Origin of the sequence: Acinetobacter sp. 10FS3-1, assembly GCF_013343215.1 — a bacterium.
Lineage (GTDB): Bacteria > Pseudomonadota > Gammaproteobacteria > Pseudomonadales > Moraxellaceae > Acinetobacter > Acinetobacter lwoffii_C.
On sequence record NZ_CP039143.1, the window covers coordinates 2,637,526 to 2,660,236 of the forward strand.

Genomic DNA, 22,711 nt, shown 5'->3' on the forward strand with positions numbered 1-22,711 from the left:
GGCTTTTTTGTGGACAACTTAAATAACCAAACGATGATTAACGTTTGCTATTGTAAATCTGGTCAAAGATCGCCCCATTGGCAAAGTGAGTTTTCTGTGCTGTGCTCCAGCCACCAAACACCTCATCAATGGTAAAGGTGTTGATTTTAGGGAATTGTGCAGAATACTTGGCCAGTACTTTTTTATTATGTGGACGGTAGAAATGCTTGGCTGCCATCTCTTGCCCCAGTGGTGAATACAGGTAATTGATATAGCCTGTCGCCAGCCATTTATTACCATTTTTTTCCACTGTACGGTCTACAATCGCGACTGAAGGCTCTGTAAGAATGGTTAAAGATGGATAGATAATGTCAAATTTGTCCTTGCCCAAAGTTTTTTGGGTAACCAAGGCTTCATTTTCCCAGGTCAATAACACATCACCAATGCCACGCTCAGCGAAGGTGGTCATGGATGCACGTGCTGCCGAATCCATCACTTTGACATTTTTATAGAGTTTAGCTACAAAGTCTTGCGCTTTGGCTTTGCTACCGCTTGGCTGTTTTTCAGCATAACCCCAAGCAGACAGATAGACCCAACGTGGCAGACCACCAGTTTTCGGGTTTGGCGTAATGATTTCCACACCCGGTTTAGTCAGGTCGGTCCAGTCCTTAATGCCTTTCGGGTTGCCTTTACGCACCATAAATACAATGGTCGAGGTGTAAGGCGCAGAGTTATGCGGAAATTCTTTTTGCCACCCTGGCTGAATCTGTCCAGAACGCACAATTTCTTCAATATCATTTGCCAGCGCCAGTGTCACAACGTCGCCTTTCAGACCATCGACAACAGAACGTGCCTGCTTGCCAGAACCGCCATGTGACTGTTTAAAGTTGACATCCACACCGGTGCGTTTTTTCCAGTAAGCACCGAAAGACTTATTGAACTCATCATAAAATTCACGTGTCGCATCATAAGACACATTCAGGAACTGACGATCTGCGGCTTGGGTCACAGTTGCAGTCATCGCCAGACCGGTTGCCAGTAATGCTGCACGAAACAACGATTTCAATTCAGTTTTCATAGCCGTATGGAAGTTCATTTATCATGGAGAGAACTATATGGAACAAAGTGATTTATCGCAATTCAGCATCTCCCTGAAAAACTTGATGGAATAAAAACAATATAAGTACAATGTATTGTTTTTATTCAATAAAAAATTGAAGATACCCGACTTCCGCTAATATATAGTATTTTATTCTTTCTATATGAGAAAAATGGATAATCAACCTTCCAATTTGAGCTTCGAGCAGGCTCAGACCGTAGATCAGGGTGGCTTTAAGTACAGCTAGTCAATAAGGCACCATTAAACAGATTAATTTCTGGAGGAGCTTATAAAAAGTATTTAAAAATTCTGGTTGAGATTTTGACCCTTTACAATTATCCATTTTTTACAAAAGTTGAGAGCTAAGAGCTTTACTTTAAATAAAGAAAAGTAGCGGTTACGCTCAAGTATTCTGTAAAAAATAATTTTATTTAAAACCAAACACTTATAATAACATCAATCAAATAAAAAGGGTTTTAAAAGGTTTTTCAGGTCTTAAACACAGATACAAATTCGGTTAAAAGTGAATCTCTTGCTACAATAAAAGACAGTTCTTCACGTTCTCTTCATAGTTATTTGCTAAAAATACGCCCTCAAGAGGGGGAAATGCCGTTTTTGGTAAAGTTTTATACCATTATTTAGACTTTTTTGTAAAAAATGTGATACAGTTTTAATTCTCTATATTAAATTGTAGACTTAGTATTAAAAAAACATTTTAAGCAAAATAAGTCCAATCATAGCCAAGGGGAGGTTTGTAAATGAAAACCAGTCTATTGACAACCAGCATCCTGAGCCTAATCATGCTGTTGACTACACAGTTCGGTCATGCGGTGGTCATAAAAAACACTGCACCTAAAACTTTGATTAACCAACTCGAAGTCAAAAACTCTCCGATTGAAAAAGCGCTACAACAGCACAAGACAGATAAGACCCTGTATACGGAAGATAATCTGAAAGTGCAGACGGCCCTAAAAATCACCCCATCACAAAATTTCTTTGCCGCACAAAACCAGCGTTTTACCCGTTTTGTACAAAGCATTTTTTCCCCCAACCATTCTTAAATGCCTGTAGGCCAGTCTTAATCTGACCATTCCCTGCGATTTTTCAGCCATCTCATGCAATGTTTGAATAAAGCATTCAGTAGATGGCTTTTTCGTTATAATAGAGGCAAATTCATATTCCAGACCTTATTCGACTATGACTGTTCGTACGCGTATTGCCCCTTCTCCTACTGGTTTTCCTCATGTAGGTACTGCTTATATCGCCCTGTTTAACCTGTGCTTTGCCAAGCAACATGGCGGTGAGTTTATTTTACGGATTGAAGATACAGACCAGCTGCGCTCAACCCCTGAATCTGAAAAGATGATTCTGGATTCCTTGCGCTGGTTAGGCCTGAACTGGTCAGAAGGTCCAGATGTAGGTGGTCCGCATGCACCTTATCGTCAGTCTGAACGCATGGACATCTATAAGCAATATGCGCTGGAACTGGTCGAAAAAGGCCGTGCTTTCTATTGTTTCGCCACCAGTGAAGAACTTGACCAGATGCGTGCTGAGCAGCAAGCACGCGGTGAGACCCCACGTTATGATGGCCGCGGCCTGCTGCTTTCGCCAGTAGAAGTGGAGCGCCGTCTGGCGGCGGGTGAGCCGCATGTTATCCGCATGAAAGTACCGACTGAAGGTATCTGCACCTTTAATGACATGCTGCGCGGTGAAGTGGAAATTCCATGGGCGCAAGTCGACATGCAAATCCTGCTAAAAACTGACGGCCTGCCAACTTACCATCTGGCGAACGTAGTCGATGATCATTTGATGCAAATCACCCACGTGATCCGTGGTGAAGAATGGATTCCATCGGCACCCAAACACCAGCTGCTATACCAGTACTTTGGCTGGGAGATGCCTATCCTGTGCCATATGCCGTTGTTACGTAATCCGGACAAGTCCAAACTGTCCAAGCGTAAAAATCCAACCTCAATTAATTATTACAAGGATATTGGGGTCTTGCCGGAAGCCTTGTTGAACTATCTGGGCCGGATGGGTTGGTCGATGCCGGATGAGCGTGAAAAGTTCACTTTGGCTGAAATGATCGAACATTTTGACATTCAACGGGTCTCTCTGGGTGGCCCAATCTTTGATGTTGAGAAACTAAACTGGCTCAATGGTCAGTGGATTAAAGCCCTGTCTCCTGCTGAACTCTTAGATACCTTACTGGCCTGGAAAGCAGACCGTGCCAAACTGGAAGAAATCGCTGCTGCGATTCAGCCACGCATTAATTTAATGTCTGAAGCTGTCAACTGGTCAGCGCATTATTTCAACCATTTCCCGACACTCAGTAAAGCGCAGTTTGAAAGCAAGAAGCTGTCCGAAGAACAGGTTCGCCAAAGCCTGCAATTTGCAATCTGGCGTCTGGAAAGCCTATTTACCTGGAATAATGATACGGTAAGCCAAACCTTGATGGACTTGGCTACTCAAATGGAAATCAAGCTGCGTGATTTCATGCCGGCCTTCTTTATTGCAATTGCCGGTTCTACTGCCTCTACCCCAGTGATGCAAACCATGGTCACCATTGGCCCTGACCTGACCTTCGCCCGCTTACGTCATGCGCTGGAAATTGTCGGTGGCCCAAGCAAAAAAGAGCTAAAAACTTGGGAAAAACTGAATGAAAGCCTAAAGTTGCCGAAAAATGAAGCAGTCAATCAAGCTTAATTCATTTTTTTGTTGACGGCTGAGCGTTATATCCCTAATATAGCGCTCACACAGACTGGGGTCATAGCTCAGTTGGTAGAGCGCTACAATGGCATTGTAGAGGTCAGGAGTTCGATCCTCCTTGACTCCACCAAACCAAGTCTTGCTTTGCCTGTGTATTTGCCTCATTTGTCCCTATCGTCTAGAGGCCTAGGACATCGCCCTTTCACGGCGGCAACCGGGGTTCGAATCCCCGTAGGGACGCCATATTCAAGATGGCAACATCTTTATAAAAAACCCAAGCATTATGACTTGGGTTTTTTATTGTCTGTATGTTTTATTTTGGCCAGTCTTCGGTTTCTGCCTATCTTCCGATAAAATAATCAGTAATTTAGAATTTTGGAGTTGTAATGCAATATCGCTGCCCTAAATGTCAGAGTCCGAAAATCATGCCACTGGCCCAACCTGGCCAAGTGACAGCACGCCCTGTCGTACCCAAAAGCCTGGTTTTCCTGGTACCTGCCCTCTTTGTATTATTACTGCTGGTTATTATCAGTATTGCCATGTGGATTTTTGGTGATGGTGCGGGTTCAACCCTACAGATGGCGACTGTAATCGTGTTTATTGTCTGCCTGATCGCAGGCTTCCTGTTCTATAAAGATCTGCCAGATTTTAAAATTTCCATGCAGGCCTTCATGCAAAACCAGAAAAAATGGAAATGCCGCGAATGTGATCATCAATGGGAAATTTGAATCCTCGATCATTCAACAAGCTGATGGTCATTTGATCCTCAGCTTGTATTCCCATAGAAAATCTTTAAAACCAAGCGCAATTACCAGCTTCACAACGACCAATTTCTCAAGTCAGAAAAACCGCTCTGCTGTTTTTATGGATGATAAAATATAATGCTCGCATTCAGAATGAACGACAGAAAGCTATTTTAAAAATATATGAGCTTCAAAATTAGGTAGCCTATCATCACTGGCCAATCCTGCGCTTTAAACAGCTTACTTGCGAACACACTGTAGCGGGAGTTTCACTGTTCGGCAGCCAATGGCAAGTATTTTCAAAACCATAACACTCAACTGCTCTAGTTTAAAATTTCCAGCTCTGTTTTCAAATCACCCACACACGAAAGAAATACTTTTATAGCAGCGTCATTGACCAAAGGATGCCAATAAACAAGCCTGTAAACAGGAAATCATGAAAGAGCAATCAATAAAAAAACCAGTCCGGAGACTGGTTTCTTTTATGTGCGGGAATTAAGCCCCAATTTTGCGATATTTCTGACGTTTGGCAGTCAGATCATCACCATATTGCTTACGACGGTATTCTTCAAACTCAGCATAGTTACCTGTGAAGAATTCCGGTGTTTCATCTTCAAATGACAGGATATGAGTAGCAATACGGTCCAGGAACCAACGGTCATGCGACACCACCATGACAGTACCCGGGAAGACCAGAATCGCGTCTTCCAGTGCACGTAAAGTTTCGATATCCAGGTCGTTTGACGGTTCATCGAGCAGGATAACGTTTGCCCCCATTTGCAAGATTTTCGCCAGCTGTAAACGGTTACGCTCACCACCTGACAAACCACCTACACGTTTTTGCTGATCTTGGCCCTTGAAGTTAAAACGACCAATATAAGCACGTGAAGCGATTTCATAATCACCGATTTTCAGGATATCCAGACCACCAGACACTTCTTCCCAAACGGTTTTATTGTCATCCAGCGTGTCGCGGATCTGGCCCACATACGCCACTTTAACCGAATCACCCAGCGTTACAGTGCCAGTATCCGGTTGCTGTTCGCCAGTCATCATGCGGAATAGCGTTGTTTTACCTGCACCGTTTGGACCCACGATTCCGACAATTGCCGCTGGTGGTACAGTGAAAGATAAATCCTTGTACAGCAGCTTATCGCCAAAGGATTTGCTGATGTTTTCAACTTCAACCACCTTGTTGCCCAGACGTGGACCAGGTGGAATATAAATTTCAGAAGTTTCGTTACGCTGCTGGAATTCACGCGAGTTCAGCTCTTCAAAACGCTCCATACGCGCCTTGTTTTTCTTCTGCTGACCCTTAGCATTGGTACGAACCCACTCAAGCTCTTTTTTCAACGCCTTGGCAAAAGATTCTTCCTGCTTGTTCTCTTGCTCTAAGCGGGCATTTTTCTGCTCCAGCCATGAAGAGTAGTTACCTTGATAAGGAATACCATGTCCACGGTCAAGCTCCAGAATCCACTCGGCAACGTTATCCAGGAAGTAACGGTCGTGCGTAATCGCCACGATTGTGCCCGGGAAATCTTTCAGGAAACGTTCCAGCCAAGATACAGATTCTGCATCCAGATGGTTCGTCGGTTCATCCAGCAACAGCATATCCGGTTTAGACAGCAGCAAACGGCAGAGGGCCACACGACGGCGTTCACCACCCGACAGCTGGCTGACATCTGCATCCCATGCGGGCAGGTTTAATGCTGCCGCAGCCTGTTCCAGCTGGTTGTTCAGGTTATGTGCATCCCAAGTCTGGATAATCGCTTCCAGCTTTTCCTGCTCTTTGGCCAGCGCATCAAAGTCAGCATCCGGCTCGGCATATTCAGCAAACACCTGATCTAGACGTTCCAGCGCATCTAGCGCTTCACGCACACCATCTTCAACGTTACCGCGAACGTCTTTGCTTGGATCTAGCGGTGGTTCCTGCTCTAGGTAGCCAATTTTGATACCTGGTTGTGCACGTGCTTCACCAGAGAAATCTTTGTCTACGCCCGCCATAATACGGAGCAAAGTGGACTTACCGGCACCGTTTAAACCAAGCACACCAATTTTTGCACCCGGAAAAAATGATAAAGAGATGTCTTTCAGGATTTCGCGTTTCGGCGGTACCATCTTCGACACTCGGTTCATCGTATAAATATATTGGGCCACGTAGGACTCCTCAACTGAAAAACCAAATGGGGGCAAAACTTATCCCCCTGCTCTCAAAAAGAGCGAAAAAATTATCCGCTATTATACGCAGAATGCCTCGAAAACATAAGCCATTCCTCTGGACTTCAATGCATTGTTACAAGTTTTATCTGAGCGGATTTTCAAACCGCGCTTTTTAGTAAAAAACTTGCATTCCTGCAAGGATTCTATATAAATAATTAAGCTATTCAATTGAGTAAATATGCATTTTTGTGTATATCCAGAATGCTAGACTCACCCCATACCCAAAACATCAAGAAGATCGAATCTTATGACTTACAAAGCAGAAACTCTTGCCATTCATGCAGGTTATAGCCCCGAACCCACTACTAAGGCAGTCGCCGTTCCGATTTATCAAACCACTTCCTATGCGTTTGACAACACCCAGCACGGTGCAGATCTGTTTGACTTGAAAGTCCCGGGAAATATCTATACCCGTATCATGAACCCGACTACGGCTGTGCTGGAACAGCGGGTTGCTGCCCTGGAAGGCGGAATTGGCGCACTTGCCCTGGCTTCGGGTATGGCTGCAATTACTTATGCCGTTCAGACCATTGCGGAAGCAGGTGACAATATTGCATCCGTTTCAACTTTATATGGCGGTACTTACAACCTGTTTGCCCACACCTTGCCAAAGCAAGGGATCGAAGTACGTTTCTTTGATTATGCAAATCCGGAAGCACTACGTGAACTGATTGATGACAAGACTAAACTGGTATTTGTTGAATCGATTGGTAATCCGCTGGGGAATATTATTGACTTGGAAGCCATTTCCAAAATTGCCCATGAATATGGGGTTCCCGTAATCGTGGACAATACAGTTGCGACTCCAGTCCTGCAAAAATCTTTTGATTTTGGTGCGGATATTGTGGTGCACTCCCTGACCAAATATATCGGCGGTCACGGCAATTCAATTGGCGGCATCATTGTGGATAGTGGCAAGTTCCCATGGGGTAAATACCCTGAGCGCTTTAAAACACTAAATACCCCAGACCCAAGCTATCATGGCGTGAATTATGTCGAAGTGCTGGGCGAAGCGGCTTATATTGCACGTGCGCGTGTCGTACCGCTACGCAATACAGGCGCCGCAATTAGCCCGCAGAACGTTTTCCTGATTCTGCAAGGTTTAGAAACCTTAAGCCTGCGTATGGAGCGTCATACCGAAAATGCCCAGAAAGTAGCCGAATACCTGCAACAACATGCCAAGGTAAAATGGGTCAATTATGCCGGCTTAAAAGACCATCCACAGCATGCTTTGGCACAAAAATATGTGAAAGGGAAACCATCAGCCATTCTGACTTTCGGAGTTGAAGATGGGCGCGAAGGGGGGGCACGCTTTATTGATGCACTCCAACTGTTTACCCGTCTGGTCAACATCGGTGATGCCAAAAGTCTGGCCTGTCACCCGGCTACCACTACTCACCGCCAGCTCAACCCTGAAGAGCTGAAATCTGCGGGAGTTAGTGAAGATATGGTACGTTTATCCATCGGGATTGAACATATTGATGATCTGATTGCCGATCTTGAGCAGGCGTTGGCCGCTGTCTAAAACATATTACTCCTTCAACAAACTCCATCTTTCGAGATGGAGTTTTTTATTTATTTTTAAAACAGAGACTTGCTCTGCTTTTACTTTTCGTGTTAAAAATCAAATGAAACAATGAGTACAAATAGAGCAATTACTCTAATTTTTATTGTATTTTCAATAGCTTAATGTCTAGATTTTCCTGAAGAATTGATTATCATATTGTGACTCATCTTCGCTCTCATTTCCTGTTAGAGCCTTCACTGATTTTTAATAAAAAACAATTTGAATGCTATTTTCAAATTAGGGATAACAAACGTGAAAACTAAACTACAGAAACAATTGGAAAAACGTGTCGCAGGTAAAACGGTTCTGATTACCGGAGCCTCTAGCGGGATCGGCTTGACCACAGCTCATCAGCTGGCTGAGGCTGGCGCACATGTATTATTGGTGGCACGTACCCAGGAAACCTTGGAGCAGGTTCAACAAGAGATTGAAGCCAAAGGTGGTAAAGCCTCGATTTTTCCATGCGATCTGAATAATATGGAAGCGATTGACGAAGTCTCCAAACAGATCATTGCCTCTGTCGATCATATCGATATTCTGATCAATAATGCTGGCCGCTCGATTCGTCGTGCTGTCCATGAGTCAGTCGACCGCTTTCATGATTTTGAGCGCACCATGCAGCTGAATTATTTTGGTGCAGTACGTCTGATTATGAATATCCTGCCACAAATGATGAGCCGCCGTGCTGGCCATATCATCAATATCAGCTCGATTGGCGTACTGGCCAATGCGACCCGCTTCTCGGCCTATGTGGCATCGAAGGCAGCACTGGATGCGTTTAGCCGTTGTCTGTCAGCTGAGGTCCATTCACATAAGGTGGCAATTACTTCGGTTTATATGCCGCTGGTACGTACCCCAATGATTGCACCCACCAAGATCTATAAATATGTGCCTACCCTGTCGCCAGAGCAGGCAGCTGCACTAGTTGCCTATGCAATTGTCAAACGTCCGAAGAAAGTGGCGACCCATCTGGGACGTCTGGCTTCAATTACTTATGCTGTTGCCCCGGACATCAACAATGTATTGATGTCGATTGGTTATAACCTGTTCCCAAGCTCTTCGGCTTCGGTTGGTCAGCCACAGAAACTGAACTGGGTACAAAAGGCCTATGCACGGATTTTCCCGGGCGAACACTGGTAAGAACCCCAAGACTCAAGCCGCCTGAACAGGCGGTTTTTGTTTTTTTAAACCTGTGTGTTTTTAGCATAGAAAAATATAATCTCAATGTACCACGACACCTGCTGTCTTTTCAGCTACAGATTTTTGCCGCAAATGCGACGAGATCACGTACACTATGGACGGATATTTTTAATCCATATTTTTATATTCAGATTCAAGTAATGGAACCCCTTATGAATAACATGCAATGGCTCGATGAAGTAAAATTTAACGAACAAGGTCTGATCCCTGCCATTGCCCAGCATCACCAGAGCGGGCGTGTCCTGATGGTGGCTTGGATGAACCGTGAAGCGCTGGCTTTGACTGCCGAGAAGAATCAGGCTGTATATTTTTCCCGTTCACGCAACAAGTTATGGCATAAGGGGGAAGAGTCCGGACATTTTCAGACTATCCATGAAATCCGCCTCGACTGCGATGCAGATGTGATCATTCTGCAAATTGAGCAGCATGGCGGCATTGCCTGCCATACTGGCCGTGAGTCTTGTTTTTATCGCAAACTGACTCAAAATGGTTGGGAAACCGTGGACGCCCAGTTAAAAGATCCAAATACAATTTATGGGCAAAAAACCACCAACCCGCATACCCTCGCCATGAGTGCGTCCACCGCTCAGTCTGAACAGGTAGAAGTCCTCTCTTACCTCGGTGCAATGATGGCAGAGCGTAAAAAAGCCGATCCGGATTCCTCCTATGTGGCCAAGCTATACCATAAAGGGCTGAACAAGATTCTGGAAAAAGTGGGTGAAGAAAGCGTTGAAACTGTTCTTGCGGCCAAGGATTTTAAAGCTGAAGCCAATGAAGACCATAAAAATGACCTGATTTATGAAGTGGCTGACCTGTGGTTCCATACGATTGTCATGCTCGGTTATTTCGACCTTGAGCCGCAACTGGTTCTGAATGAACTGGCGCGCCGTCAGGGATTATCTGGTCTGGTTGAAAAAGCCAATCGTCTACATTAAATCGTGAATGAAGAGTACGGTGTCTGATCTGCAAAAACCCAAACCCACCTATGAGCAGGCCACTGCCATTGATAATGCACGTCTGGGTAAATCCTTCAAGGTAATTGCCTATGCCGGCACAGGTAAAACCACCACCCTGCAAATGATCAGTGATGCCATGCTGGGGCGGCGTGGCATGTACCTGGCCTTTAACAAGGCGATTGCCTCTGAAGCGCAAAATAAGTTTCATCGCGGTGTGGACTGCCGTACCTTCCACTCGCTGGCTTTTCGCAGTGTTCCACGTGGAGTCACAGATAAGCTGCGTCTGCCACGTTTAAGCCCGAGCTTTATTGCCAAGGAATATCGTTTAGAACCGATGACCTTGCGTCGCATGATGGGCGGACGTTATGAAAAATATGTGCTGATGCCTTCGCGTCTGGCCAGTCTGGTGGCCAATGCTGTCGGACATTTCTGCTCTACCAGTTCACAATACCCTGCTCCACGACATATTCAGGCACCTAGCTGGCTGCATCCAGATGACATCGAAATGCTACAGCAGAAACTTTATCCGGCAGTCGAACGGCGCTGGCTGGAGTCCATTGATCCGAACCATCAGGCCGGAATCGGGCATGATATTTATCTCAAGCTCTGGGCACTGTCTGAACCGAATATTCCAGCAGACTATGTACTTTTTGATGAAGCACAGGATGCCGACCCCCTGATGCTGGGTATTTTACTAAAACAGCGTAATACCCAGGTGATTTATGTCGGTGATGCGCATCAGCAGATTTATGCCTGGCGCGGTGCGGTCAATGCCATGCAGCAACTGCCGCTGCCGGAGTCGCGCCTGACCACCTCTTTCCGTTTTGGCCCCGAAATTGCGCTGAATGCCAATGCTCTTCTGGGCGCACTGAATGAAACTGTCCCCCTCTTGGGTAATTCCTTATTGAATTCCAAAGTGGTCAATAAACCGCACACCAAAATGCGGGATGCAATTCTCTGCCGTACCAATGCCCGGGCGATGGAGCTGCTATTGGCCGGTCTGGTTCGGGGGGATAAAGTCAGTCTGCAAGCGGATCATGTCAAGCTGAACCGCTTTGTCGATGCTGCCAGCATGCTCAAACAAGGGAAACGCGTCATTGATGTACCGGAACTGGCCTGGTTTAATTCCTGGCATGATGTGCATGAGTATTGCGAAACCAATGAAGGCAGTGACATCAAGCCGCTGGTCAAACTGGTCGATGAACACGGCACAGATTCACTCAAAACAGCGCTGGCCAAAATTACCCCGATTGCCCAGGCTGATTATATTATTTCTACGGCGCACAAGGCCAAAGGCCTAGAATGGGATCGGGTACATATCGAAGATGACTATCAGTTCAAGCTGAATGAAAAAGATCATAAAATTAGCGATGAGGAATTACGTTTACTGTATGTGGCCTGTACACGCGCTAAAGTAAGCTTAAATATTCATCATATTTATGACCTGATTCAACAATTAAAGCTCAGAATGCCACAATCACTGCGCCAAGCCATTGGCTAGTCACCTCCTAAAGGGTCAAGCTTCAGAGACAGGTGATCTATGCATTCTATATATATTGAATCCATTCGACCGAAACATACGCTGTAATTTTCTGATCTTCGCCCGGATTTTAATCCTCAGCGCCCGGTTACGCTGCTTTTAGCTGCTTAGGACACTGGCAAAAGCACTTTTTCTACTGCGTTGCTGTGATCAGGCACTGCCCTGGTTTGCTGCACGTGACCACGATGGCCGGACTGCGGGGGCTAAACCTGTTAGATCAGGACATTTTACAATACCGGCTCCGCTCCCAGATTGATTTTCAGGTCCGTTTTCTGGAAGAGATTGAGTGATTGGCGGAGTCCCGCCAGATAGACCTGATAGCCTCTTCCTTCCTATTTCTGGCAACTTTATAAAGCCCTGAACAATAAAGATCTAGTACTCAGTAAAGCGGGGTAAGCCAACCGCTTGATGCCCTGATGTTCAGCTCTTAAGTGAAAATAATCCGGCGATTTGTTACAGCGCATACTTACGATATTACTGTGATTGCATTGACCTTGTTTACTCGTTTTTGCGAGTATTTTCATGAAATCAGCGATATTGAAAATGCACAACGTGCAAAAAGTATTGATCAGCTGTTAAAACTCAGCCTGCAAGCTTCATAGCTACAATTTGAGCCGCTTTATACTGACTTGGGATTACAGCGCAGTCAGTGTGCGGCTACCTGTGCAAGCTTTCCGCTAAAACATCCATCTAGCCCATTCAGTCATCTGGAAATATTTCAGCTGATGCCGGCGCAGCTTCGCGCTGAACCGCAGCAGTTACTCGTACAAGTTCTCATTCAATAAAAAATCCGCCGCCCCGGCCAGAATTACCTTAATCTGATTTAAACACATTCGCGATAAATTTTAAGTTAAAGCATTATATGGATTGCTCTGCCGATGATTAACGCTCTAGCATTTTCTGGGTTCAAATGGCGACTTTATCCATTTTTATCAATCAAGATGCCTGATCTGATCTTTATTTTCGGTCAATTTAATCCGAGCGATTTCAGCATCCACCCCATTGAAAAATCAGCTCACGTATAATTGAAATGTTCTGAATAAAAACGTTGATGTTGTGGTTATCCTGTAATATGATCGGTTTTATCTGCAAATTTCACTGTGAAATCGGAATTTGCTATCGTTTATAGGTTGTGCAATACAACTGTTTTTATTCTTTTGAATACCATTTTGGCTTTCAAGATCGAGAAGTTTTGGATCATTCTTTGTGCTCCTGTAATCCTTGAAAGATAAAATTTCACCCTAGGTTTATTACAACCTAAACACGACAATGGATACGAGTGTGCTGCCGATTATTATATTGTTACCCTTAGTATTAGGCACAACCCTTGTCTCGTGGCTGAAGCAATTTTCCCGCGGGGTAACGGCTTTAGGCGCAATTGGCGTCAGCCTGAGCAGTTTTCTACTCTTAGTGAGCCAGGCACCTGCAGTATTTAAGGGTGCCGTCATTACTCAAAGTTGGTCCTGGTTACCGCAACTCGGGATCGATTTCAGTTTCCGTCTGGACTCACTGGGCCTGCTCTTTTCCCTGTTGATTAGCGGTATTGGTACGCTGATCTACATTTATGCCTACTACTATCTCAGCCCCAAAAATTCGCTCAGTAAACTGTACATCCTGCTCATGCTGTTTATGGCAGCCATGCTTGGTATTTCATTATCTAATAATCTGCTGATTCTGCTGGTGTTCTGGGAAATGACCAGTATTTCCTCCTTCCTGCTGGTGGGTTACTGGAGCAATTACGAGGCGGCACAGCGCGGTTCACGTATGGCGCTGACCATTACCGGTATGGGGGGTCTGGCCATGCTCGGTGGCTTTATCCTACTGGGTCAGATGACGGGAACTTATCAGATCGACCAGATTCTGACCATGACTGAGCAGATTCAGGCCCATCATTTATTCGTTCCCACCTTGTTGCTGATTCTGCTCGGCGCTTTTACCAAAAGTGCCCAGTTTCCATTTCATTTCTGGTTACCGAATGCTATGGCCGCGCCTACACCGGTGTCTGCCTATCTGCATTCAGCGACGATGGTCAAAGCCGGGCTCTTTTTAATAGCACGTTTGTTGCCAATTTTTGCCGGAGCCGCGTTATTTCATAATATCGTGACCTTCGTTGGCCTGTTCACTTTGTTGATAGCGGCCTTCTTTGCCATTTTTAAAGAGGACCTGAAAGGTCTGCTTGCCTATTCGACCATCAGTCATTTGGGCCTGATCATGTGTCTGCTCGGTATTGGCTCACCGCTGGCAGTGGCCGCCGCGATTTTCCATATTATCAACCATGCCACCTTTAAAGCAGCGCTGTTCATGATTGCCGGTATTATTGACCATGAGTCAGGCACGCGTGATTTGCGTAAACTATCCGGTTTATGGCAGCTGCTTCCCTTTAGCGCCACCCTGACAATGATCACGGCCGCTTCGATGGCAGGTATGCCTTTGACCAATGGTTTCCTGTCCAAGGAAATGTTCTTTACCGAACTGGTTTCGACCTTAAGTGGTCCGGTAATGGTGGTGTCAGCCATTGCTGCAACTCTGGCTGGTATTTTTGCAGTTGCTTATTCTATTCGTCTGGTACATGGCGTGTTCTTTGATGGGCCGCTCGGCCAGCAAGTACCGAATAAAACAGCGCATGAGCCACCTTTCGGTATGCGTGCACCAGCCACCTTACTGGCCATCTTATGTATTCTGGTCGGGTTGCTGCCTGCTTTACTGGTTGAAAACATCGTCAATAGTACAGCGCGGGCTGCCACCCAGAACTTTGCATTTGAAGGAACCCATCTGGCCTTATGGCATGGTATTAACCTGCCGCTGTTCATGAGTCTAGTTGCCCTGATTGGTGGGGTAATCTTTTATTTTGCGCTGGCCAAAGGCGGTACCATTCGTGAAATTGATCTGGACCCGAAACTCGGCAGATTACAGGGCCGCATTCTCTTTGACCTGTTTCTGAAAAGCCTGTTATTAAATTCGCGCCGTTTCCGTCGCGCCACTGAAAATGGCAAGCTGCAAAGCTATCTCTTATGGATTATGCTGTTTACCACAACTCTGGTTGCCCTGCCCCTGATCGGCAATGGCATCACTGCCGGTACGCGTGAACTGACGCATGCGCCTACCCTGGCGATTGTGTTGTGGCTATTACTCTTCTCGGCCTGCTGGATGATGCTGTGGTTTCATCATGAGCGGATCAAGGCGGTACTGATTAGTGGTGCGGTGGGTCTGGTTGTCACGATGGTCTTTATCGGCTTTTCGGCACCAGATTTAGCGCTCACCCAGATCACGGTCGATGTGGTCACTACGGTACTGCTACTCATGAGCCTGTCTTTATTACCTCAATTAACGCCGTATGAGTCCAGCATGTCTCGCCGCTGGCGCGATGCCATTATCGCCATTACAGGCGGTGTCGGCATTGCTGTCATTGCCTGGCTGATCTTAACCCGCGATCATAATTCATTGTCCTGGTTCTTCCTGCAACAATCCATTCCTCTGGGCGGCGGTACTAATGTGGTCAATGTGATTCTGGTCGATTTCCGTGGGTTTGATACTTTCGGCGAAATTACCGTACTGGGTATTGCCGCCATTGGAGTGCTCAGCTTGATGGATGGCATGCGCGCGCATGGCGCTACCATGACCCAAGGCCTGACCTATCGCTTTAATCCGTCGCCTCTCATGCTACGGATCACTGCATCCTGGATTTTACCGGTCGCACTGGTGATCAGCCTGTATATCTTCCTCAGAGGCCATAACCTGCCAGGGGGGGGATTTATTGCCGGTCTGGTAACCTCATTGGCCTTGATTATTCAGTATATTGCAATCGGTCAGGATCAGGCTGAAAAACTGCTGGGGGCTAAATCTGGACGTCTCTATGAAATCTGGATTGGTGTAGGCTTAACCATCGCCGGCCTCACCGGTGTGGCGGCCTGGTTCTGGTCACGCCCCTTCCTGACCAGTGCACATATTTATGTCTCGCCACCCATCTTGGGAGAAATGCATCTGGCTTCGGCGGCCCTGTTTGATGCCGGCGTATATATTACGGTGGTAGGTGCCACCATGCTGATGATCTCAGTTCTGGGCGACTCCCGCCACTCCAGCATGACCGGTCCGGTACCAAGAGGATAATAAAATGATTAGCTTAGAACTTTTATTAGCTTCTGCGATCGGTCTGCTCACCGCTACCGGTATTTACTTAATTCTGCGGGCACGTACTTTTCCGGTGGTACTGGGACTGGCCATGATCGGCTATGCCGTGAATATGTTCCTGTTTGCGATGGGACGGATCCAAATGAATTCTCCCGCCGTCCTAACCACTGCCACGGAAGTGACCGACCCTCTGCCTCAGGCACTGGTATTAACGGCCATTGTCATCGGTTTTGCCACGACCGCCTTTATTGTTCAGCTCGCCCTGCGTAGCCGCTACGAATCAGGAACAGACCACGTTGATTCAAAAGAAGAAAGCTTGCAAGTTGATCCACGTGAGGATGAGCCATAATGACTGAATTCCTCAATTTCTGGACTCAACATACCCCGATTTTCAGTATCCTTCTGCCGGCATTTACGGCATTTACTCTACTGCTTTTGGGCAACCCCGGTGCTGGTGCTCTGGCCACCGACTGGCGCCAGCCTTGGCGTCGCGGCATCAGCCATGTTTCCAGCCTGCTCGGCCTGGGGATTGCGATCAGCTATCTGATCAGTAGCAGTCAGGGGGAAATCAGTGTTTATGCCTTAAGTGAATGGTCCGCACCTTTCGGTATTGTTCTTGTGCTGGATCAACTGTCTGCATTGATGCTGGTCATGACCTATGCCCTGGCCGTACCCATAGTCTGGTATGCCAGTCGCGGCTGGGATGCACGCGGACGCTATTTCCATACCATGGTGCACTTTTTGTTAATGGGCCTGAGTGGTGCATTTCTGACAGGTGACCTGTTTAACCTGTTTGTATTCTTTGAAATTCTGCTTATGGCCTCTTATGTCCTGTTGTTACATGGACAAGGTAAGGCACGTTTCCAGCTGGGCGTACATTATGTCGTCATTAACTTGCTGGCTTCGGCCATGTTCCTGATTGGACTGGGCATGATTTATGGCAGTGTGGGCAGCCTGAATATGGCAGATGTTGCCCGCCTGATTCCCACCTTGGCAGAGGATGAGCATCAACTGGCTGTTGCCGGAGGATTGATGCTGTTCGTGGTCTTCGGCATCAAGGCAGCCATGCTTCCACTTGGCTTCTGGCTGCCCAAAACCTATGCGGTTGCCACCACGCCTGTGGCCGCTTTATTCACCATCATGACCAAAGTCGGGATTTATGCGATTTTGCGTATTAATGGCACCGTTTTTGATGATGAATATAGCCATCAGATTTTAATGAACTGCCTGCTGGTGATCGGTCTGATTACCTCAGTCTATGGGGTGATCTGCGCGATTGGCACAGAACGCTTACGCCGCTTTGTCGGCTTTATGGTGCTCTCTTCAATCGGCACGATTCTGGTGGCAATTGCCATCAACACCACCGATGCCTGGGCAGGTGCGCTGTATTATACAGTGCACAGCACCTTGATCGGCGCAGCCTTTTATCTGTTGAGTGGCTGGATTACCTCGCAACGGGGCGAATTTAAAGATCATTTTAACATTGCCCCCAAGATGAAACAGCACAAGACTGTCTCTTTGACGTATTTCATTATTGCTCTGATGATGGCAGGCTTACCGCCTTTTAGCGGCTTCTTTGGCAAAGTGTTTATCTTGCAGGCCTCTGCGGATTCACCTTATCAGATGATTATCCTCTTTACTATTTTACTGGTGAGCTTGCTGAGCATTCTGGCCTTTACCCGCGTAGGCTTTATTTTGTTCTGGCGTTCCATCCGCCCGGAAGATGATCCGGATTCGCTGGATTTCAGTAAGTATGAGGCCCTGCCAAGCAAGGCACCACCACGTAATGATACAGTTATTTATCTGCTTCTGGCTGGCCTGATGGCTTATGTGGTTTTTGCTGCTCCCGTCTATCAATACAACTATCAGACTGCCGTACAGATCAAAAACAATCCTCTGTATGAGACAGCGCTACTGAAACGTGATGCTGAAGGCCAGTTTATCAGTGTACAGCCATACCGTTCAGATAATCTGCCAGAAACCAAATATGGGGGAGAAACCGCAGATCCGAATGCGCATTTGATTCCGTATGTGATTTCAGAAGCGACTCTCGAAGGCGAACATATTTCCAAATTTAAGCAACAGCAGATTAATCAGCAGTATATTGAACAGTACAGCCATGATGATAATCAACTCAAACCGGCGGAGGGACCCTAGTGGCTAAATCATTTTCGCAACGCTGGTTCCCCCACCCACTGGTTTCAGTGATTGTCGGGGTCAGCTGGATATTACTGGCACATAATTTCGAAGCAGCAACCCTGCTGAGCGCACTGGTTCTGGGGATCTTTATTCCACGCCTGATTGAACCTTTTATTGACCGTACCCCGAATATTCAGTGGATGCCGGCCATACGCCTGTTTTGGGTGGTAGTCTGGGACATTATTGTGGCCAATATTACTGTCGCCAAACTGGTGCTTGGCCCCACCAAAAACCTGCATCCCAAATGGTTTCGTGTACCTTTGGATACTGAACATGAAGAAGTCAATGCCCTGCTGGCCATGATTATTACCACAACGCCAGGTACGGTAACGGCCGGGATTGATCAGGATCGTGGTGATATTCTGGTACATGCACTCAGTACCCAAGATGAGGCGGCCGAAATTGAAACAATCAAGCAGCGTTATGAACAGCCGCTGATTCAAATTTTTAGTGCGCGCACAGGAGATAAAGCATGACCATTTTGCCCTATGCACTTGCGATCTGCCTCGGTGCAATCACCATTTCGATGTTACTCTGCCTGTTCCGACTGATTATCGGACCTTCTATTGTCGATCGCCTGTTAGCACTGGATACGCTGTTCCTGAACGCGACCTGTCTGGTGGTGATCCTGGGCATTTATTGGAGCAGCACCTTCCTGTTTGAAGGTGCCCTGCTGGTTGCCATGTTGGGCTTTGTTTCCACCGCCGCTCTGGCCAGCTATTTCACCACAGGCCATGTGATCGACTAGGAGTTTGGTTATGAATCTGTTTCTCGAAATTCTGCTGTCAATTTTCTTGCTGATTGGTGCCTTCTTTATGCTGGTTGGCGGCATTGGTCTGGTCCGGCTGCCCGATTTGTTTATGCGCTTACATGCACCCACCAAATCCAGCACCTTGGGACTTGGCAGCTTTCTGATCGGCGCAATTATTTTTTCTGCCATTCATAGCCGTTTTGGTTTTGCAGAAGTTCTGATCACCCTGTTTGCGTTTATCACTGCGCCAGTGTCAGCCAACCTGATGGCTCAGGCCGCATTGCATTTACGTTTACGCTCTATGAGTGGTGAGGTTCCTGAAACACTGGAACGTCCCCTGCCTTGGCAGCGTAGCCGTCGGCGTAGCTTTTATCACAAGAATCAAAATAAGCAGGATGAGTTTTAAGCTGTGCTCTTCCTTCCACCATCATCATAATTTTGCAATAAAAAAGCCACCCGAAGGTGGCTTTTTTGATCTGCTCAATTGAGCTTATTCATCATCTTTCTTGTCTTCGGCTGGAGGAAGATCCTTCACAGCTTCAGCAATCAGACCAAACATATAGTTGCCATAAGCATTGGTTTTGTCATAGTGAAAACGCAAACGTGGCGTTATACGGGTCTTGATACGACGGCTCAGTTCATGACGCAGGAAACCTGATGCCTTGTTCAGCACATCCAGAGTTTCCTTATTTGCAGCTTCACTTTGCTCATCGCCTAGTTCACGACCCATCACGGTGACATAAACTTCAGCATATCCTAAGTCTGGGCTCACTTTCACAGCCGAGATGGTCACCAGACCACCTAGGCGTGGATCTTTCAGCTCCTGACGAATTAGCTCAGACAACTCGCGCTGTACTGTATCCGCCATACGCTTCAGACGTTGACTACCCGCCATTAAAGACTCCGTTTAATTAACTGGACATCATACACTTCGATCTTGTCGAGTGGTTTGATGTCTTTATAGCCTTTCACCGCAAGACCACATTCCATACCGGCACGAACTTCTTCAACCACCTCTTTATAACGGCGCAGAGATTCAAGCTCGCCCTGGAAGACCACCACGTCATCACGAAGAACACGAATTGGCTTATTACGGTGCAAGACACCCTCAAGCACCATACAACCTGCGGCTGCACCGAATTTGCTTGAGTGGAATACTTCACGTACTTCAGCCACACCCAGAATCGTTTCACGATGTTCAGGCGCAAGCTTACCGCTCATTGCAGCTTTGACATCATCAATCAACTGGTAGATCACGGAGTAGTAACGAATATCGATACTGTCTGCATCGGCCTTTTGGCGCGCACTTGCATCGGCACGCACATTAAAGCCGAGTAATACAGCTTCTGAAGACTCTGCCAGTGTAACGTCAGACTCAGTAATCGCACCCACACCCGAACCGATGATACGGACTTTCACTTCATCTGTTGCAAGTTCAGCCAGAGCCACATGCAACGCTTCTAAAGTACCGCGTACATCTGTTTTCAATACCACATTGACGATCGGCACATCTTTCTTGCCCATAGACGCCATGATATTTTCAAGACGCATAGCAGACTGACGCTCAAGACGTTTCTGACGTTCACGGTCCATACGCGCATCGGCCACTTCACGTGCTTTCTTCTCATCATTCACGACCAGAACTTCGTCACCTGCCATTGGCGCTTCAGGAAGACCCAGGATTTCGACTGGAATCGACGGACCTGCCGATTTAACACGCTGTCCGTTTTCATCAACCATGGCACGAACGCGACCATAAGATGAGCCTGCCAGAACCAGATCACCAACTTTTAAGGTACCGTTTTGAACCAGAATAGACGTTACTGCACCACGGCCCTTGTCTACACGTGCTTCAATTACTACCCCTTGCGCTGCACCTTCTTCAGATGCTTTCAACTCCAGGATTTCTGCCTGGATTGAAATCAGGTCAAGTAATTCATCGATTCCTGCACCGGTGTGCGCTGAAACCATCGCCACTGGTACGTCACCGCCCCACTGTTCAGGTACGATTTCTTTGGTGGTTAATTCGTTCAGTACGCGGTCCGGATCAGCCGAGTCTTTGTCCATCTTGTTGATGGCAACAATGATTGGCGTACCGGCAGCACGTGCATGATCAATCGCTTCTGCAGTTTGTGGCATAACACCATCATCTGCTGCAACGACCAAGACCACAATATCCGTTGCCTTGGCACCACGTGAACGCATTGCAGTAAATGCTGCGTGTCCAGGAGTATCCAGGAAGGTAATAATGCCTTTATCTGTGGTGACATGGTATGCACCGATATGCTGGGTAATCCCGCCAGCTTCACCCGAAGCTACTTTGGCACGACGAATACGGTCAAGCAGTGAAGTCTTACCATGGTCAACATGACCCATGATGGTAACCACTGGTGGACGCGTAGTTTGTGCACCACGTGCTTCTTCAGCTGCTTCAAGCAGATTATCTTCTGCTTGCGTATCAGATACCAGAACTGGGTGATGCCCCATTTCTTCCACAATCAGCGCGGCAATTTCTTGCTCAATGGCTTGGTTTTGAGTTACCAGCTCACCCATTTTCATGAGTGATTTAATCACTTCGCGTACTTTAACTGCCATTTTTGCAGCCAAGTCAGCAACCACAATCGTTTCGCCAATTTCAACATCATAAATCTGTTTTTTAACTGGTTTTTCAAAGCCATGCTTGTTGGCCTGACTGGTTTTTAAACCACGTTTATGCTGGTTATGGCTGAAAGACTGCTCTTCCTGACCACGACGACCACCTTTTTTCGGCGCACGTGTATTCGTCGTGTTACTACCACGTTTAATTTCACGGTCTTCTTTGGCAAAAGAATCCTCATAGGCCTGACCGACTAAACCGGCAGCAAGCGGAGTGTCATCAATCACCCGAATTGTGGCTGTCGTATCTTCAGCAGAATACTTAGAAGCCATTTGACGCATTTGTTCAAGCGTACGCTGTTGTGCTTCTTCAGCTGCTTTACGACGTGCTGCTTCTTCAGTTGCTTTTAGCTGTGCAGCTTGCGCTTCACGAGCTTTTTTCTGCTCTGCTGTTTCAGACGGTTTAACCACTGCCTTCACAATCGGCTTATTGGTCGATTTGCGTTTGACAACGACAGCTGCTTTAGGTGTTTCCTGTTTCTGATTTTCCTGTTTCTGAGCTGCACGCATTGCTTCCAATGCTTTGCTGGCATTGTTCACACCAGATTTTGCTGCTTCAACAGGTTTCTTCACTTGTGCTGTTTTCTGTTCAGCTTGCGCTTTGGCTTGCTGCTCAGCTTGAGCTTTGGCTAAAGCTTCTGCCTTGATTTGTTCCGGATCCGGCTTGACGAATGTATGCTTCTTGCGAACTTCTACATTAATGGTCTTCGCCTTACCTGAAGTACTTGCTACTTTAGCCGTACTGGTTGTTTTACGTTTCAACGTGATTTGTCCTGCATGGCCCTCTGAACCTTGTGTCTTTTTCACATGATTCATCAGGCTATCTTGTTGTTCGGCGGTAATAATATCGTCAGCTTTACGTTGTGGTAAACCTGCCTCACGAACCTGCTCTAGGAGCTTCTCAACTGGACGACCCACGCTGAGCGCTAACTCTTTAATCGACTTGTTCGTCATATACTACACCT

Annotated in this window: 18 protein-coding genes and 2 tRNA genes; 16 read left to right on the forward strand and 4 right to left on the reverse strand. The window is 46.7% G+C overall.

Annotation, left to right across the window (positions count from 1 at the left end; translation table 11 throughout):
- Nucleotides 1–37 precede the first annotated feature (37 nt).
- Nucleotides 38–1,057 (reverse strand): sulfate ABC transporter substrate-binding protein, encoded by a 1,020-nt coding sequence (locus E5Y90_RS12495; protein WP_174660350.1) that lies wholly within the window; start codon nt 1,055–1,057, stop codon nt 38–40.
- Nucleotides 1,058–1,836: 779 nt separating this feature from the next.
- Between E5Y90_RS12495 and E5Y90_RS12500 the strand changes: the two genes are divergently transcribed.
- The 5 genes from E5Y90_RS12500 (at nt 1,837) to E5Y90_RS12520 (ending at nt 4,515) form a co-directional block, all read left to right on the forward strand.
- Nucleotides 1,837–2,139 carry a hypothetical protein gene (locus E5Y90_RS12500; protein ID WP_174660351.1) on the forward strand — a complete coding sequence of 101 codons (303 nt, stop codon included), beginning with the start codon at nt 1,837–1,839 and terminating at the stop codon, nt 2,137–2,139.
- 136 nt (nt 2,140–2,275) lie between these two features.
- On the forward strand, nt 2,276–3,784 hold the full coding sequence (gene gltX, locus E5Y90_RS12505; protein WP_174660352.1) for a glutamate--tRNA ligase: 1,509 nt from the start codon (nt 2,276–2,278) through the stop codon (nt 3,782–3,784).
- Nucleotides 3,785–3,841: 57 nt separating this feature from the next.
- Nucleotides 3,842–3,917 (forward strand) — tRNA-Ala (locus tag E5Y90_RS12510).
- A gap of 37 nt (nt 3,918–3,954) precedes the next feature.
- A tRNA-Glu gene (locus E5Y90_RS12515) sits at nt 3,955–4,030 on the forward strand.
- Between the two features lie 143 nt (nt 4,031–4,173).
- Nucleotides 4,174–4,515, forward strand: coding sequence for a hypothetical protein (locus E5Y90_RS12520; RefSeq protein WP_151206663.1), 342 nt, complete (start codon nt 4,174–4,176; stop codon nt 4,513–4,515).
- A gap of 510 nt (nt 4,516–5,025) precedes the next feature.
- On the opposite strand, the gene ettA is transcribed toward E5Y90_RS12520, so the two are convergent.
- Nucleotides 5,026–6,687, reverse strand: coding sequence for an energy-dependent translational throttle protein EttA (gene ettA / locus E5Y90_RS12525; protein ID WP_151206662.1), 1,662 nt, complete (start codon nt 6,685–6,687; stop codon nt 5,026–5,028).
- A 310-nt stretch (nt 6,688–6,997) separates the two neighbouring features.
- Here ettA and E5Y90_RS12530 point away from each other — a divergent pair, with 310 nt between their 5' ends.
- From E5Y90_RS12530 to E5Y90_RS12580, 11 genes are all read left to right on the forward strand, one after another.
- On the forward strand, nt 6,998–8,275 hold the full coding sequence (locus E5Y90_RS12530) for an O-acetylhomoserine aminocarboxypropyltransferase/cysteine synthase family protein (protein ID WP_151206661.1): 1,278 nt from the start codon (nt 6,998–7,000) through the stop codon (nt 8,273–8,275).
- Nucleotides 8,276–8,569: 294 nt separating this feature from the next.
- Nucleotides 8,570–9,457 (forward strand): SDR family NAD(P)-dependent oxidoreductase, encoded by an 888-nt coding sequence (locus E5Y90_RS12535; RefSeq protein ID WP_174660353.1) that lies wholly within the window; start codon nt 8,570–8,572, stop codon nt 9,455–9,457.
- A gap of 212 nt (nt 9,458–9,669) precedes the next feature.
- Nucleotides 9,670–10,452 carry a bifunctional phosphoribosyl-AMP cyclohydrolase/phosphoribosyl-ATP diphosphatase HisIE gene (hisIE, locus tag E5Y90_RS12540; RefSeq protein ID WP_174660354.1) on the forward strand — a complete coding sequence of 261 codons (783 nt, stop codon included), beginning with the start codon at nt 9,670–9,672 and terminating at the stop codon, nt 10,450–10,452.
- Between the two features lie 19 nt (nt 10,453–10,471).
- Nucleotides 10,472–11,974 (forward strand): 3'-5' exonuclease, encoded by a 1,503-nt coding sequence (locus E5Y90_RS12545; RefSeq protein WP_151206660.1) that lies wholly within the window; start codon nt 10,472–10,474, stop codon nt 11,972–11,974.
- Between the two features lie 470 nt (nt 11,975–12,444).
- Nucleotides 12,445–12,615, forward strand: a complete 171-nt coding sequence (locus E5Y90_RS12550; RefSeq protein ID WP_174660355.1) for a hypothetical protein — start codon at nt 12,445–12,447, stop codon at nt 12,613–12,615.
- 667 nt (nt 12,616–13,282) lie between these two features.
- Complete coding sequence (locus tag E5Y90_RS12555) at nt 13,283–16,120, forward strand: monovalent cation/H+ antiporter subunit A (protein WP_174660356.1); 2,838 nt, start codon at nt 13,283–13,285, stop codon at nt 16,118–16,120.
- 4 nt (nt 16,121–16,124) lie between these two features.
- The gene (locus E5Y90_RS12560; RefSeq protein ID WP_151205515.1) at nt 16,125–16,490 is read left to right on the forward strand and encodes a Na+/H+ antiporter subunit C; all 366 of its coding nucleotides are present in this window, start codon (nt 16,125–16,127) and stop codon (nt 16,488–16,490) included.
- Nucleotides 16,490–18,298 carry a monovalent cation/H+ antiporter subunit D gene (locus E5Y90_RS12565; protein WP_174660357.1) on the forward strand — a complete coding sequence of 603 codons (1,809 nt, stop codon included), beginning with the start codon at nt 16,490–16,492 and terminating at the stop codon, nt 18,296–18,298. Before E5Y90_RS12560 ends, E5Y90_RS12565 begins: the two co-directional genes overlap by 1 nt.
- Nucleotides 18,298–18,816 (forward strand): Na+/H+ antiporter subunit E, encoded by a 519-nt coding sequence (locus E5Y90_RS12570; protein WP_151204964.1) that lies wholly within the window; start codon nt 18,298–18,300, stop codon nt 18,814–18,816. Before E5Y90_RS12565 ends, E5Y90_RS12570 begins: the two co-directional genes overlap by 1 nt.
- Entirely contained in the window at nt 18,813–19,088 is a 276-nt protein-coding gene (locus tag E5Y90_RS12575) for a monovalent cation/H+ antiporter subunit F (protein ID WP_151204965.1), read from the forward strand. The genes E5Y90_RS12570 and E5Y90_RS12575 overlap by 4 nt, the downstream gene beginning before the upstream one ends.
- Nucleotides 19,089–19,098: 10 nt before the next feature.
- The gene (locus tag E5Y90_RS12580; RefSeq protein ID WP_151204966.1) at nt 19,099–19,497 is read left to right on the forward strand and encodes a Na+/H+ antiporter subunit G; all 399 of its coding nucleotides are present in this window, start codon (nt 19,099–19,101) and stop codon (nt 19,495–19,497) included.
- Between the two features lie 84 nt (nt 19,498–19,581).
- On the opposite strand, the gene E5Y90_RS12585 is transcribed toward E5Y90_RS12580, so the two are convergent.
- Both E5Y90_RS12585 and infB read right to left on the reverse strand, forming a co-directional pair.
- The gene (locus E5Y90_RS12585; RefSeq protein ID WP_151204967.1) at nt 19,582–19,986 is read right to left on the reverse strand and encodes a ribosome-binding factor A; all 405 of its coding nucleotides are present in this window, start codon (nt 19,984–19,986) and stop codon (nt 19,582–19,584) included.
- Complete coding sequence (gene infB / locus E5Y90_RS12590; RefSeq protein ID WP_174660358.1) at nt 19,986–22,700, reverse strand: translation initiation factor IF-2; 2,715 nt, start codon at nt 22,698–22,700, stop codon at nt 19,986–19,988. Before infB ends, E5Y90_RS12585 begins: the two co-directional genes overlap by 1 nt.
- Nucleotides 22,701–22,711: the final 11 nt, after the last annotated feature.